The sequence below is a fragment of the Arthrobacter rhamnosi genome (assembly GCF_054510975.1).
Window position 1 is genome coordinate 415269 of the sequence record NZ_JBTNDN010000002.1, and the last position, 14064, is coordinate 429332.

Annotated in this window: 10 protein-coding genes; 6 read left to right on the plus strand and 4 right to left on the minus strand. The window is 69.7% G+C overall.

Annotated elements, in window-relative coordinates; genetic code table 11:
* The first annotated feature begins 22 nt into the window (after positions 1–22).
* The 3 genes from ACX80J_RS06295 (at position 23) to ACX80J_RS06305 (ending at position 5626) form a co-directional block, all read left to right on the plus strand.
* Entirely contained in the window at positions 23–517 is a 495-nt protein-coding gene (locus tag ACX80J_RS06295; RefSeq protein ID WP_459344193.1) for an SRPBCC domain-containing protein, read from the plus strand.
* Positions 518–597: 80 nt separating this feature from the next.
* Positions 598–3207, plus strand: coding sequence for an ATP-dependent DNA ligase (locus tag ACX80J_RS06300; protein WP_459347193.1), 2610 nt, complete (start codon positions 598–600; stop codon positions 3205–3207).
* A gap of 34 nt (positions 3208–3241) precedes the next feature.
* Positions 3242–5626, plus strand: a complete 2385-nt coding sequence (locus ACX80J_RS06305; RefSeq protein WP_459344195.1) for a phosphoketolase family protein — start codon at positions 3242–3244, stop codon at positions 5624–5626.
* A gap of 31 nt (positions 5627–5657) precedes the next feature.
* Here ACX80J_RS06305 and ACX80J_RS06310 read toward each other — a convergent pair whose 3' ends face one another.
* Together ACX80J_RS06310 and ACX80J_RS06315 are read right to left on the minus strand one after the other, a co-directional pair.
* Entirely contained in the window at positions 5658–6041 is a 384-nt protein-coding gene (locus ACX80J_RS06310; RefSeq protein WP_459344196.1) for an MmcQ/YjbR family DNA-binding protein, read from the minus strand.
* A gap of 88 nt (positions 6042–6129) precedes the next feature.
* Positions 6130–6831 carry a FadR/GntR family transcriptional regulator gene (locus ACX80J_RS06315; RefSeq protein WP_459344197.1) on the minus strand — a complete coding sequence of 234 codons (702 nt, stop codon included), beginning with the start codon at positions 6829–6831 and terminating at the stop codon, positions 6130–6132.
* Between the two features lie 144 nt (positions 6832–6975).
* Here ACX80J_RS06315 and ACX80J_RS06320 point away from each other — a divergent pair, with 144 nt between their 5' ends.
* The 3 genes from ACX80J_RS06320 to ACX80J_RS06330 are packed head-to-tail and all read left to right on the plus strand — an operon-like array spanning position 6976 to position 11172.
* Positions 6976–8340 carry an SLC13 family permease gene (locus ACX80J_RS06320; protein WP_459347194.1) on the plus strand — a complete coding sequence of 455 codons (1365 nt, stop codon included), beginning with the start codon at positions 6976–6978 and terminating at the stop codon, positions 8338–8340.
* Positions 8341–8395: 55 nt separating this feature from the next.
* A complete protein-coding gene (locus ACX80J_RS06325; protein WP_459347195.1) occupies positions 8396–9658 on the plus strand; it encodes a CaiB/BaiF CoA transferase family protein in 1263 nt (420 codons plus the stop codon).
* Positions 9655–11172: a carboxyl transferase domain-containing protein gene (locus ACX80J_RS06330; protein WP_459344200.1), complete on the plus strand. Its 1518-nt coding sequence runs from the start codon at positions 9655–9657 to the stop codon at positions 11170–11172. The genes ACX80J_RS06325 and ACX80J_RS06330 overlap by 4 nt, the downstream gene beginning before the upstream one ends.
* Before the next feature lie 58 nt (positions 11173–11230).
* On the opposite strand, the gene nhaA is transcribed toward ACX80J_RS06330, so the two are convergent.
* A complete protein-coding gene (nhaA, locus tag ACX80J_RS06335; RefSeq protein ID WP_459347196.1) occupies positions 11231–12601 on the minus strand; it encodes a Na+/H+ antiporter NhaA in 1371 nt (456 codons plus the stop codon).
* A 145-nt stretch (positions 12602–12746) separates the two neighbouring features.
* Positions 12747–13856: a GTP pyrophosphokinase gene (locus tag ACX80J_RS06340; protein WP_459347197.1), complete on the minus strand. Its 1110-nt coding sequence runs from the start codon at positions 13854–13856 to the stop codon at positions 12747–12749.
* Between the last annotated feature and the right edge of the window lie 208 nt (positions 13857–14064).

Consider the following 14064-nt stretch of genomic DNA (forward strand, 5'->3'; position numbering starts at 1 on the left):
CGCCCACCCCTAGACTTGAGGCGTGACTTCCGAGACCGTAGAGCCCATCGTCAGCAAGACAACCAGCGACGACGGCGGCACCGTGCTGCGCCTGGAGTTCCAGTTCGCGTTCCCGCCGACCGTGCTGTGGAAGCACCTGACCGAGGCGGACAAGCTGAAGTACTGGTTCCCCTGCGAGATGGAGTTCGAGCCGCGCAGGGACGAGGAGATCCTCTTCCGCTACGCCGACCAGAAGCCCCTCCGCGGCGTCGTGCTGGAGGTCGAACGGCCCTCGGTCCTCGCCTACACCTGGGAGAAGGACAGCCTGCGCTGGGAATTGACGCGGACGGGGGACAACGGCACGCAGCTCGTGCTGTTCCTGACGCCGGGCAGCCCGCGGCATTCGGCGACCATGGCCGCCGGCTGGCACCTCACCATCGCCGGGCTCGACGATTTCCTGAACAAGCGCAACCTCGGCCAGGACCCGGCCCTGTGGGACATCTATGTCAACCGCTACCGCGAGCAGTTCGCCGACTAGGGTCCACCGGCTCCCGGCCGCGCGGTACGCCGGCTGATTGGTACTGGAATACCGCCGCCATCCGGTCAAGACTGGAGGACATGGCCCCTCCCCGCAGCTCACGGCAGCAGACCGTTACCGTGGACGGGCGCACCCTACGGCTGTCCAACCTGGACAAGGTGCTGTATCCGGCGACGGGGACCACCAAGGCGGACGTCCTCGCCTATTACGCGGCGGTGGCGCCACACCTGATCCGGCACGCGGCGCAACGCCCGGTCACGCGCAAACGCTGGGTCCATGGCGTCGGCACGCCGGAGGCGCCGGGCGAGATGTTCTTCCAGAAGAACATCGACGACAACGCGCCGGACTGGGTGCCGCGGAACGCGATCCAGCACAAGGACCACGTGAACGTCTATCCCCTGGTCAACGACCTGGCGACGCTCACCTGGCTCGGGCAGATCGCCGCGATCGAGATCCACGTGCCGCAGTGGCGCTTCGACGCCGACGGTGCGAAGGCGAATCCTGACCGCCTCGTGCTGGACCTCGACCCCGGCAAGGGCGCCGCGCTCGCGGAATGTGCCGAGGTGGCCCGGCTCGCCCGGCCCATCCTGCAGGGCATGGGACTCGAACCGTTCCCCGTCACCAGCGGGTCGAAGGGTATCCACCTCTACTGCGCGCTCGACGGCCGGCAGACCTCGGAGCAGGTCTCCGCCGTCGCCCACGAACTGGCCCGCGCCCTCGAGGCCGACCATCCCGACCTGGCGGTCAGCGACATGAAGAAGGCGCTGCGCTCGGGCAGGGTGCTGGTCGACTGGAGCCAGAACCACGTCAACAAGACCACCGTGAGCCCGTACTCCCTCCGTGGGCGCTTCGAGCCGACGGTCGCGGCGCCGCGCACGTGGGAGGAGCTCGACGACGCCGACCTCGGGCACCTCGACTACCGGGAGATGATGCGGCGCATCGAGTCCAGAGGGGACATCCTCGCCCCGGCGGCGCCGACCGCCCCTCCCACCGATGCGGCACGGAACGCGCCGGACCGGCTGTCCACCTACCGGGCCATGCGGGACGCATCCCGCACGCCGGAGCCTGTTCCCGAGACCGTGGGCCCGCCGGGTGGCAACAGCTTCGTCATCCAGGAGCACCACGCCCGGCGCCTGCACTACGATTTCCGGCTCGAGCGCGACGGCGTCCTCGTCTCGTGGGCCATCCCGAAGGGCCCGCCGCTGACACCGAGCAGGAACCACCTCGCGGTCCAGACGGAGGACCATCCCCTCGATTACGGATCCTTCGCCGGAACTATTCCCAAGGGTGAATACGGAGCCGGTGAGGTGTACCTCTGGGATTCCGGCACCTACGAACTGGAGAAGTGGCGGGACGGCAAGGAAGTCATCTGCACGCTCCACGGGAGGCCCGACGGCGGCCTGGCCCGCGGCGGCACCGCGGTCCGACGGTACGCGCTCATCAATACCGGGGGCGGGCCGAACGGCAAGAGCAACTGGCTGATCCACCTCATGAAGGACCAGCCCGCCGAGGTGGACGCCGAACCGGGCCGCCGCGGTGATCCTGCAGGTTCCGCGCCGGCCACCGCGAATGGCGCCTCCCCGAATGGCGCCCCCGCGGACGGCGCCTCGCAGGACGGCGCCTCCCCGAACGGCGGCGATGGTCCGGCTGCTCCTGATTCCCCGCCTGATTCCCGGCGGACCTCCCCGCCGGGCCCGGCGGACGGACGGGCCCGCCCTGCCGCGCCAGACGTCGTCCGCCCCATGCTCGCCACGCTCGGGTCCGAGCAGGCCATCCCCGCGCCGGACGAGTGGGCGTACGAGATGAAGTGGGACGGCGTACGCTGCATCGCCGTCGTCCGGGACGGCGCCGTCACCCTGGTCAGCCGCAACGGCATCGACACCACGCGCACCTACCCGGAGCTCGGCGACCTCGGACAGTTCCTCAGCGCCGACAGCGCCGTGCTCGACGGCGAGATCGTGGCCCTCAACGCGAAGGGCCGCCCCGACTTCAGCCTCCTTCAGACGCGCATGAAGCTGACGCACCGGTCGGAGATCGACGCGGCCCGGCAGAAGACGCCCGTGCGCCTCATGCTCTTCGACCTGCTGGAACTCGACGGCAACGACCTCACCGGCCTGGAGTACTGCCAGCGGCGGGAACTCCTCGAGAAGGCGGTCGACGAGGCGGAGGACGGCCACGTCCAGGTGCCCCCTGCCCTCGACGCGACGCTCGAGGAGGCCGTGGAGGCGAGCAGGCAGCTGGGTCTCGAAGGCATCATGGCCAAGCGGCTCTCGAGCGACTACCAGCCCGGGACGCGGTCGGCGTCGTGGGTGAAGATCAAGCACCTGCACACGCAGGAGGTCGTCGTGGTGGGGTGGCGGCCGGGCAAGGGCAACCGTGCGGCGAAGGTCGGCTCACTGCTCGTGGCCGTTCCCGACGGCGTCGACCTGCGCTACGTGGGACGCGTCGGATCCGGCCTCACCGAGCGGGACCTCGCCGAGGTGGGCGCCCGGCTCAAGAAGCTGGCGCGGAAGACGGCGCCGCTCGACGACGTCCCGGGAGCCGACGCGTCCGACGCCCACTGGGTCCGGCCCGCCCTCGTGGGAGAGGTCCAGTACAGCGAGCACACGGGCTCCGGGCGCCTCCGGCATCCCGTGTGGCGGGGGTGGAGACCCGACAAGACGCCCTCGGACGTCGTCGTCGAATTCTGACGTACCCGCCATTCGTATTACCCAGGAGGAATAGATGACCGTTCTCGACGTCCAGCGGCTCGACGCGTGGTGGCGTGCCGCCAACTATCTCTCGGTGGGCCAGATCTACCTGAAGGACAACGCCCTCCTGATGCGGCCCCTGGTGCGCGAGGACGTGAAGGCGCGCCTCCTGGGCCACTGGGGGACCACGCCCGGCCTCAACTTCGTCTATGCCCATCTGAACCGGGTCATCTCCGAGCGGAAGCAGGAGATGCTGTTCGTCACCGGGCCCGGTCACGGCGGACCCGCCAACGTGGCCAACGCCTGGCTGGAGGGCACGTATTCGGAGGTCTACCCCTCCATCGGCAGGGATGCGGCGGGGCTCAACGCCCTGTTCCGGCAGTTCAGCTACCCCGGCGGCATCCCTTCGCATGCAGCGCCGGAAACACCCGGCTCCATCCACGAGGGCGGCGAACTGGGATACACCCTCGCCCACGCCTACGGTGCCGTCTTCGACAACCCGTCGCTGATCGCCGCAGCGGTGGTGGGTGACGGCGAGGCGGAGACCGGACCGCTGGCCACCAGCTGGCACTCCACCAGTTTCGTCGACCCGGCCGTGGACGGCGCCGTGCTGCCGATCCTGCATCTCAACGGCTACAAGATCGCGAATCCCACGGTGCTCGCGCGGATGCCGGAGGAGCAGCTGCGGCAGCTGATGTACGGCTACGGGTACGACCCGCACTTCGTCACCGTCTCGGATCCCACGGCGACGGAGGCGGCACACAGGAACTTCGCCGCCGTCCTCGATGCGTGCATCGGCGACATCCACGCCATCCAGGAGAAGGCCCGCATGTCGCCGGCCGGCGCGGATGCTGCTGCCGCCCGATGGCCCATGATCGTGCTGCGCTCGCCCAAGGGCTGGACCGGCCCGGCCGTGGTGGACGGCAAGCCCGTCGAGGGGACCTGGCGGTCCCACCAGGTGCCGCTCTCCGGGGTCGACAGCAACGAGGAGCACCTGCACCAGCTCGAGGAGTGGATGCGCTCCTACGACCCGGCGTCGCTGTTCACCGCCACGGGCGAGCTGCGGCCGGAGATCGCTGCCCTTGCCCCCGACGGTGACCTCCGCATGAGCGCGACGCCGTACGCCAACGGCGGCCGGCTCCTCCGCGACCTCGTGCTGCCGTCCTACGCGGACCATGCCGTCGAGGTGTCGCGCCCCGGGGCGGAGAAGGTGAGTCCGATGGCCACGGTGGGCGGGTATCTGCGCGACGTCATCGAGCGCAATCCCTCCACCTTCCGCCTGTTCGGTCCCGACGAGACGGCGTCGAACCGGCTGTCCGCCGTCTACGAGGTGACGGACAAGGTTTGGCAGCCGCGCATCGAGGACGTCGACGAGCATCTCGCCCGGTCGGGGCGCGTGCTGGAGGTCCTCAGCGAACACCTCTGCCAGGGCTGGCTCGAGGGGTACCTGCTGACCGGACGTCACGGGGTCTTCAACTGCTACGAGGCGTTCGTGCACATCGTCGACTCGATGTTCAACCAGTTCGCGAAGTGGCTCAAGGTGCACCGCGCTCTGTCCTGGCGCCGGCCCATCGCCTCATTCAACTACATGCTGTCGAGCCACGTCTGGCAGCAGGACCACAACGGGTTCTCGCACCAGGACCCCGGGTTCATCGACCACGTGGTCAACAAGAAGGCGGACGTCGTCCGGGTCTACCTGCCGCCGGATGCCAACACGATGCTCGCGGTGACAGAACACTGCCTGCAGACGCGGGACACCGTCAACGTGATCGTGACAGGCAAGCAGCCCACGCCGACCTGGCTGGGACCGGAGGAGGCGCACCTGCACGTCAGGCGCGGCATCGGTATCTTCGGGTTCGCGGGCTCCGAAGAGCCCGGGACGGAGCCCGACGTCGTCCTCGGCTGTGCGGGTGACGTCCCGACGCTCGAGGCCGTGGCAGCGGCGGGCCTTCTGAAGGCCGGCATCCCCGGGCTGAAGGTCCGCGTGGTGAACGTCGTGGACCTCATGCGCCTGCAGGATGTGACGGAGCACCCGCACGGCCTGTCCGCCCGGGATTTCGACACGCTGTTCACCACCACCAAACCGGTGGTGTTCGCCTACCACGGCTATCCGTGGCTCATCCACCGGCTGACGTACCGCAGGACCAACCACGCGAACCTCCACGTGCGGGGCTACAAGGAGGAGGGCACCACGACCACGCCGTTCGACATGGCGATGCTGAACCAGATCGACCGCTTCCAGCTCGCCATGGACGTGATCGACCGCGTGCCCGCCCTCGGCGCGACCGAGGCGCGGCTCCGGCAGGACCTGCAGGACCAGCGGCAGCGGGCCTGGCAGTACACACGCGACGCGGGGAAGGACCTCGAGTCGATCACCGGCTGGACCCTCGACGAGTCCTCACCCGACGACGCCCCGTGAGGCCGGCGTTCCCGGCCGGACGCCCCGAGGGTCAGGGGTGCTGCCCGAACGTGTCCGGGTCGACGGGTCGCTGGTTCTTCGGGAGGTTCTCGACGACCTGGAGGTAGGACTCCGTGACGAGGTCCTCGACGAGCTCGGCATCGAGCGGCCCGTCCGGGTGCAGGGTGATCCAGTGCCGCTTGTTCATGTGATAGCCCGGCGTGATGTCGTCATGGGCCTCGCGGAGCATCCGCGCATCCGACGGTGAGGCCTTGAGGACCACGATCGGTTCGCCCCGGGTGGCGGTCTGCAGCAGGAAGACCTTCCCGCGCACCTTGTACACATCCCAGTCCTCGCCGAACGGATGGGTCAGTTCCGATCCGGGCAGCTCCTGGGCACGCGCCGCCGCGCAGTCCTGCAGCTTCCTGCCGTTCATCGTCCTCCTTCACCAGCGGTGGAGCGTCCGGGTGTGCGCCGCGGATCTGGTCCGGGCGACCGGGCTCCCCCCGGGCGCGAGGAGCCCCCTACTTGAGGAGTGCGACGTCCGAGACGAGCTCGATGTGGCGCTGCATCGCTTCCGCTGCTGCGGCGGAGTCCTGCGCCTGGATGGCCTGCGCGATGGCCCGGTGCGATTCGAGGGACTGCTCCGGCCTGCCGGGCTGGGCAAGGGACTCGAGGCGGGTCTCCAGGATCATCTCGCCGATGAACGCCATGAGCTGCGCCATCACGGGCGAGTGGGCGGCTGCGGTCACGGCCTGGTGGAACAGCTCGTCACCGTGGGCGCCGCGGTCGCCGTCGTCGATCTCGGACTTCATCACCTCGAGCGCCGTGGCGATCGCGGCGAGGTCCTCCTCCGTGTGCCGCTCGGCCGCCAGTGCCGCGAGCTTCACCTCGAGGGTGCTGCGTGCCTCGACGATGTCCGGGAGGCGGCTCCGGTGCTCACGCAATCCCTTGATCACGCTGGCGACGCTCGCGCGGTGGCGCAGGACTGCGCCGGTGCCGTGCTGGACGTCGATGACGCCGAGGACCTCGAGGGCGACGAGCGCCTGCGCGAGGGTCGCCCGGGAGACGCCGAGGCGCTCGGCGAGGTCGCGTTCGGCCGGGAGGAGGTCGCCGGGGCGCAGCCGGGCCGACTCGATGTAGCCCAGCAGCTGCTCGACGAGCTGTTCGTACAGGCGCGGACGCGCAAGGCGGCCCAAGGGTTGCGGATCAGCGGCGTCGGTCATCCTGGCTCTCCCCATGTAGTGGTGCGCCCATGCTATCGGTGAACGTTTGACAGGGACACCCAGTCTCCTACAGGCTAGGCCAGTGGTCCTGTAACTCACGTCACAGGACCAGCACACTTTTCCGTAGCCCGTTGGAGGATAACGATGTCCGCTCCACTCCTCTCGATCATCATCCTTGCGGCGATGTTCCTGATAGCCACCCTGCTGCCCATCAATATGGGCGCCCTCGCCTTCGTGGGGGCCTTCCTGCTCGGTGCCGTCTTCCTCGGGATGGAGACCGACGACATCATCGCCGAATTCCCCGGGGGACTGTTCCTCACCCTCGTCGGGGTGACCTACCTGTTCGCCATCGCGCAGAACAACGGCACCATCGACCTGCTGGTCCGGGGTGCGGTGAAGCTGGTCCGCAACCGCGTGGCCCTCATCCCGTGGGTCATGTTCCTGATCACCGCCGTCATCACCGCCGTCGGCGCGCTCGGCCCCGCAGCCGTGGCCATCATGGCGCCCGTCGCGCTCGGTTTCGCCGCACGCCACAAGATCTCCCCGCTGCTCATGGGCATGATGGTGGTCCACGGTGCGCAGGCGGGCGGTTTCTCGCCCATCGCCGTGTACGGCGTCATCGTCAACGACATCGTCGGGGAGTCCGGCTTCGAATCGAGCCCCCTCGCCGTATTCCTGTCGAGCTTCATCTTCAACCTGCTGATCGCCGTCGTGCTCTTCGTCGTCCTGGGTGGACGCACGCTCCTGTCCTCGCGCATCTCCCACTTCGTCGAGGAAGCGGCCGAGGCCCGCATGAGCGTCAGCCCCGGAGCCCGCAGGGCCGACGTCGCCTACAAGGGGACCGGCAGCGGAACCTACGGACCCCGCGATCCGGCCGGTGACGGCGTCGACGCCGTGAGGTCCCGTGAGGACCGCATCTCGCAGACAGCCACCATCCTCGGCTTGATCGCGCTCGCCGTGATCGCCCTCGGATTCAAGGTCGACGTCGGGTTCGTCGCCATCACCGTCGCCGTGATCCTCGCGCTGATCTCGCCGAAGGCCCAGAGCGGTGCCGTCAACAAGATCGCCTGGTCCACGGTGCTCCTCATCTGCGGCATGCTCACCTTCGTCGGTGTCCTCCAGGCCGTCGGCACCATCGAGTACGTCTCCAACGGCGTCGCCGGCCTCGGCATGCCCCTGCTCGCCGCGCTGCTCATCTGCTACATCGGTGCGGTCGTCTCCGCCTTCGCCTCATCCACCGCGATCCTCGCGGCGCTGATCCCGCTGGCCATCCCGTTCCTCGAGACCGGTGCCGTGGGCGCCGTCGGCGTGGTCTGCGCCCTCGCGGTCTCGTCGACGATCGTGGACGTCTCGCCCTTCTCCACCAACGGCGCACTCGTCCTGGCGAACGCGCCCGAGGGCACGGACAAGGACCGCTTCTACCGGCAGATCCTCGGCTACGGAGCCATCGTCGTGGCTGCCGGCCCCGTCATCGCCTGGCTCGCCCTCGTGGTGCCCGGCTGGCTCTGACCCTCCCGGCGACCCCGCCGATCCGACCGACCCCGACAGAACCACCGGAGGACGCATGAGCGCCGAGACCACCGCGCAGACCACCGCGCAGACCACCGCGCAGACCACCGCGCAGACCACCGACACCGCGACGCGCGGGGGTCCACTGGCGGGCCGCCTCGTCGTGGACCTCAGCCGGGCCCTCGCCGGACCGCACGCCGGTATGATGCTCGGCGACCTCGGTGCCCGCGTGATCAAGGTCGAGACGCCGGGCACCGGTGACGACACCCGCGGATGGGGCCCGCCCTTCGTCGGCCCCGAGGACGACCGCCAGGCCACCTACTTCCTGTCCTGCAACAGGAACAAGGAGTCGATCGCCCTGGATCTCAAGAGCGACGACGGCAGGGCCGTCCTCGCGGAACTGCTGCGCCGCGCCGACGTGGTCGTCGAGAACTTCCGGACCGGGGTCCTCGACAGGCTCGGTTTCTCCACGGACGCGATGCTCGAGCTCAATCCCGGGCTGGTCATCCTCTCCATCACCGGCTTCGGCCACGACGGACCCGAGGCGAAGCGCAGCGGCTACGACCAGATCGTCCAGGGCGAGGCGGGCCTCATGTCCGTCACCGGCCCGGATCCGGACAACCCCCAGCGCGTCGGCGTCCCGATCGCCGACCTGCTGTCCGGCATGTACGGGGCCTACGGTGCGGTCGCCGCCCTGCTCGAACGGGAGCGCACGGGCAGGGGACAGGTGGTGCGCACGTCCCTGCTCGCGGCCATCATCGGCGTCCACGCCTTCCAGGGCACGCGGACCACGGTCGCCGGCGAGGTGCCGCAGGCCCAGGGCAACCACCACCCCTCGATCGCCCCGTACGGCCTGTTCAACTGCCGGGGCGGCAAGGTCCAGATCAGCGTGGGCAGCGAGAAGCTGTGGGCCACCTTCACCTCGGCCTTCGGGATACCCGCGGACCGGCCCGAGTTCGCCACGAACGCGGACCGGGTGCGGAACCGGGACCTGCTGATCGGTGTCGTCGAGGACGCGTTCTCCGCCTACGAGGCGGAGCCCCTGCTCGCGAAGCTCAACGAGGCCGGCATCCCCGCGGGCAAGGTCCGGACCCTCGACGAGGTGTACGCGTGGGAGCAGGTGCACTCGCAGGGCCTGCTGCTCACCGTCCAGCACCCGGTCCTCGGGGACATCGCGCTGCCCGGCCCGCCGCTGCGCTTCTTCGACGGTTCCGCCGAGACCACGCTCACCAGCCATACGGCGCCGCCCCTGCTCGACGGCGACGGTGACGCGATCCGCGCCTGGCTCGCCGAACCCGCAGGCGGTGCCCGGGCGTGAGCGCGGAGGCCCGTGTGCGGCACCTGACGGCCCGGGAACTCATCGACGCCGTGCTCGACGCCGGGTCGTTCAGCTCCTGGGACAGCCCGATCCCGATCCCCGCCTCCGCATCGTCGTCCTACCAGGAGGAGTTGCGGCGGGCCCGGGAGAAGAGCGGGGTGGACGAGTCCGTCCTGACGGGCGAGGGCTCCATCCACGGCCGGCGCGTCGCCGTGATTGTCTCGGAATTCACGTTCCTCGCCGGATCGATCGGCAGTGCCGCCGCCGGCCGGATCACCGCGGCGATCCACCGGGCCACCCGGGAGCGCCTGCCCCTCCTGGCCGGACCGGCGTCCGGCGGTACGCGCATGCAGGAGGGAACACCCGCGTTCCTGTCGATGGTCGACATCACCGGGGCGGTGCGGGCCCACCGGCAGGCCGGCCTGCCCTACCTGGTCTACCTGCGGCACCCCACCACGGGCGGCGTCATGGCGTCCTGGGGCTCCCTGGGCCATGTGACCGTAGCCGAGCCCGGGGCGCTGCTCGGGTTCCTAGGCCCCCGCGTCTACGAGGCGCTGTACGGCGCGCCGTTCCCGACCGGCGTCCAGACCGCCGAGAACCTGTTCGACAAGGGCCTGATCGACGCCGTCGTGCCGCCGGAGCACCTGGCGGGGATCGTCGACAGGGCCCTGACCGTCCTGGTCGCCGAGCCGTCGGGAACGCCTCCGGCGCCGTCGACGGCGTCCGTGCGGCCCGGCACCGCCGATGCCTGGACGTCGATCCTCATCTCCCGCAACCGCAGGCGCCCGGACCTCCGGCGCCTGCTCGCCTACGGCGCACGGGACGTGCTGCCGCTCAACGGCACGGGCCAGGGAGAGAAGGACCCGGGGCTGCTGCTCGCCCTGGCGCGCTTCGGCGAGCAGCCGTGCATCGTGCTCGGCCATCAGCGGCCGCGCCAGCCGGGTGATTCGGTCATGGGGCCGGCGTCGCTCCGGGAAGCGCGCCGTGGCATGAAGCTCGCCGAGGAGCTCGGCCTGCCGCTACTCACCGTCATCGACACCGCCGGCGCGGACCTGTCGAAGGAAGCGGAGGAGGGTGGGCTGGCCGGTGAGATCGCCCGTTCCCTGCACGACCTCATCGGGCTCGCGTCGCCGTCCGTCTCCGTGCTGCTCGGACAGGGTGCGGGCGGCGGGGCCCTCGCGCTGCTGCCGGCCGACAGCACGATCGCCGCGGAGCACGCATGGCTCTCACCGCTGCCCCCCGAGGGGGCGAGCGCGATCGTTCACCGGACGGTGGACCGGGCCGCCGAGATGGCCGAGTCCCAGGGCGTCAAGGTCGCGGCCCTCGTCGGGCGGGGCGTCGTCGACCACGTGGTCGACGAGCGGCCCGACGCCGCGGAGGAGGGGCGGGCCTTCTGCGAGCGGATGGCCGTCGCCATCGAATACGAACTGGCCCGCGTTCAGGGGCTTCCCGCGGCGGACCGCCTGGCGCGGCGCGCGGGCAAGTACCGGGCGGGCACCGCGCAGGACGGCTAGCCGGTTCGTCTCCTGAGGTACCGGGCGGCCGCCGCTCTCGCAGGCGGACAAGGTCCTGTCAGGATCGGTGCTGGTAGACGTCCGGGGTGCCGTCGTCGTCGGTGTCGATGCTTTCTTCGGCTTCGATGGTCCGGTAGTGCCTGTTGCGGCTGCGCAGGATGATCGAGGACAGGAGAGCCGCGGTCAGGGACGCGGTGAGGATCCCTACTTTGGCATGATCGTTCGTCGTCCCCCCGTCACCGAAGCTCAGGTCGGCGATGAGCAGGGACACCGTGAAGCCGATGCCTGCCAGCAGGGCGACCCCGATCAGGTCCACCCACTTCAGCGATGCATCGAGGTTGACGCGGGTGAGTTTGGTGAGCAGCCAGGTGGTGCCCACGATGCCGATAGGTTTGCCGGCGACGAGGCCGGCGATGATGCCCAGTGTCACCGGGTCGGAGAGTGCTGACAGGAATCCGTTCCACCCCCCGACGGCGACGCCGGCGGAGAAGAACGCGAACACGGGGACCGCGAAGCCAGCCGAGAGGGGTCGGAAGCGGTGTTCGAAGATCTCGGACAGTCCCGGCCCTGCATCCGGTCCTCCGCTCGCTTGGCTGCGGATGACCGGAACGGCGAAGCCGAGCAGGACCCCTGCGACCGTGGCATGGATGCCTCCGGCATGCACGAGCGCCCAGACCGCGAAGCCGATCGGGAGCAGGATGAACCAGGCGGCGGCGGGTTTGAGTCCGAAGAAGCGCCGGTACTTCTGGGCGAGGACCGTGAACAAGCCCAGCGGAATCAGCGCCAGCAGCAGCGGGGCGAGGTGCAGATCATCCGAGTAGAAGACAGCGATGATGGTGATCGCCAGCAGGTCGTCGACCACCGCGAGGGTGAGCAGGAAGATCCGCAGCGCGCTGGGGAGGTGGGATCCGACGATCGCGAGGACGGCGACAGCGAAGGCGATGTCCGTGGCCGTCGGTGTCGCCCAGCCCTGCAGGGTCTCCGGGCTGGCGAGGTTGATTCCCGTGTAGAGGAGGGCCGGTACGGCGACGCCACCGAAGGCCGCGGCGACCGGTACGACTGCCTGGGTGAAGTTGCGCAGGTCCCCGGCGACGAATTCGCGTTTGAGTTCCAGGCCGACGAGGAAGAAGAAGACAGCGAGGAGCCCGTCCGCCGCCCACGCGCCGAGGCTGAGTTCCAGATGCCACGGCTCGTACCCGACACGGAAGTCCCGCAACGCGAAGTAGCTGTTTGCGGCAGGGGAATTAGCCCAGACCAGCGCGATTGCTGCGGCGACGACGAGGAGGATCCCGCCGACGGTCTCCTTGCGGAGGATCTCGCCGATCCGCAGGACCTCCGAATAGGTGCCACGGCCCAGAATCCCGGATCTGGGTGCGGGGGTAGGTGCGGCGGTGGGTGTGGGTGAGTGGTGGGGTGTTTCTTCGGCCATGGGAGGCTCCTGCTGGAATCGGGGTCGACGAGAGAACATGCCGACCAGACTTCCCGGCTCACCTCGTCCCACTCTACCCGTCGTGCCCGCCGGGCTCGTCGGGCTCTTCCTCCGCCACGGCCGGGCCTTCCGCGGTAAGGTCCCGCTAGGTGCCGGGGTGCTGGGCCCGGTAAATCTCCATCTGCCGGTACCGGCGCTGGAGGCTGTCCCTCCGCGGGGTGCCCTCGGAGTCCCGCGGCTCGGCGGTGAGGTCGATGTGCCGTTCGCCGTAGTGCCAGAGCAGCATGTCGTCGAGGAGCCGATCCGGGCCCGGGGAGTACCGGTGGTCCAGTGCCTTGCGGACGGTGGTGATGGTGTCCGCCTGCAGGAGGGACACCAGTTCGAGGGTCGTCCTCAGGCCGTGGGCCGCGAGGAGTTCTGCGGCCCACCCCCAGTTGTCGTCCGACTTCCGGTCGACGTGCGGCAGGAGCGTCTGCCAGATGTCCCGGATGCGGTTCGGGGTCAGGGGGGCACTGCCTTCGCCCTCCTCGTCCCAGAACCCCGTGACGGTCTCGTACCGCTCGTGCAGTTCGGCGAACGCCGATTCCACAGTCTCGAGCATGGCCGCCGTCCCGGTGAACTGCCGGTCGAAGTAGGGGCTCCAGGCCTTCGGGTTGGACGCCTTGAACCGGATGTCGTGCTCGATCTCCGACCAGGCGTGGGCCAGCACCGTCCGCACCTGCACCTCGAAGAGGTAACTCCCGGCAGCCTTGGTGTCGGGGTCGACGGCCTGCTGGAACGCACGGACGACGTCGTTGTGGATGGTGCGCATGATGAGGTGGCGGCTGGAGTAGCCGTACGTGCCCGACTCGATGGACCCGATGTCCTTCTCGCGGTCGCCGCGGCAGTCGAACTCGTTGCGCTGGCGCTTGAGCAGGTCCGCCGCGAGGTCCACCTCGTGCGGGAGCGTGGTGATGATGCGGACCCCCACCAGATCGGTGAGGTTGCGCATCGGGTCGGGGAAGACGAGCACGGGCGGCGCGCCGGCCTCCGGGGAGGGCAGGGTGCGCGAGGCCTTGTCACGGAACGATTCGACCGTCTTGGTGCGGGCCGTGACGAAGAGGGGTTTGAGGTCGGTGCCGTCGAAGATCGCCGAGATGCTGTCGCGCATGGCCGTGGTCACGCGGTCGAGAGCCGGCCGCACGCGCTCGTACTCCCTCGTGTGCGCCTCGACGGCAGGCCTCAACCGCTCGTCGAGATCGTCCCACGTTCCCATGTGCCGTGCCTTTCCAAGGAGAGACTTCATCGTAGCCAACCCGGGTGACCGTTACGCTTCCCCTGTGAATCGTGGATACCCCGGCCGGCGCGCCGTCCTCGCCCTGGCGGCCGCCGTCGGCACGGCCGTCCTGGCTGCCTGCGGTGTACGGCCCGGCGCACGGGCCCCCTCCGGCGCTGGAGCCGCCTCCGGCGCCGCCGATGCTCCC

Excerpts from the sequence above, each read along its gene's own strand:
- ACX80J_RS06300 (WP_459347193.1), top strand. The coding sequence starts at position 598 with ATGGCCCCTCCCCGCAGCTCACGGCAGCAGACCGTTACCGTGGACGGG.
- ACX80J_RS06305 (WP_459344195.1), top strand. The coding sequence starts at position 3,242 with ATGACCGTTCTCGACGTCCAGCGGCTCGACGCGTGGTGGCGTGCCGCC.
- ACX80J_RS06310 (WP_459344196.1), bottom strand. The coding sequence starts at position 6,041 with ATGAACGGCAGGAAGCTGCAGGACTGCGCGGCGGCGCGTGCCCAGGAG.
- ACX80J_RS06315 (WP_459344197.1), bottom strand. The coding sequence starts at position 6,831 with ATGACCGACGCCGCTGATCCGCAACCCTTGGGCCGCCTTGCGCGTCCG.
- ACX80J_RS06320 (WP_459347194.1), top strand. The coding sequence starts at position 6,976 with ATGTCCGCTCCACTCCTCTCGATCATCATCCTTGCGGCGATGTTCCTG.
- ACX80J_RS06325 (WP_459347195.1), top strand. The coding sequence starts at position 8,396 with ATGAGCGCCGAGACCACCGCGCAGACCACCGCGCAGACCACCGCGCAG.
- nhaA (WP_459347196.1), bottom strand. The coding sequence starts at position 12,601 with ATGGCCGAAGAAACACCCCACCACTCACCCACACCCACCGCCGCACCT.
- ACX80J_RS06340 (WP_459347197.1), bottom strand. The coding sequence starts at position 13,856 with ATGGGAACGTGGGACGATCTCGACGAGCGGTTGAGGCCTGCCGTCGAG.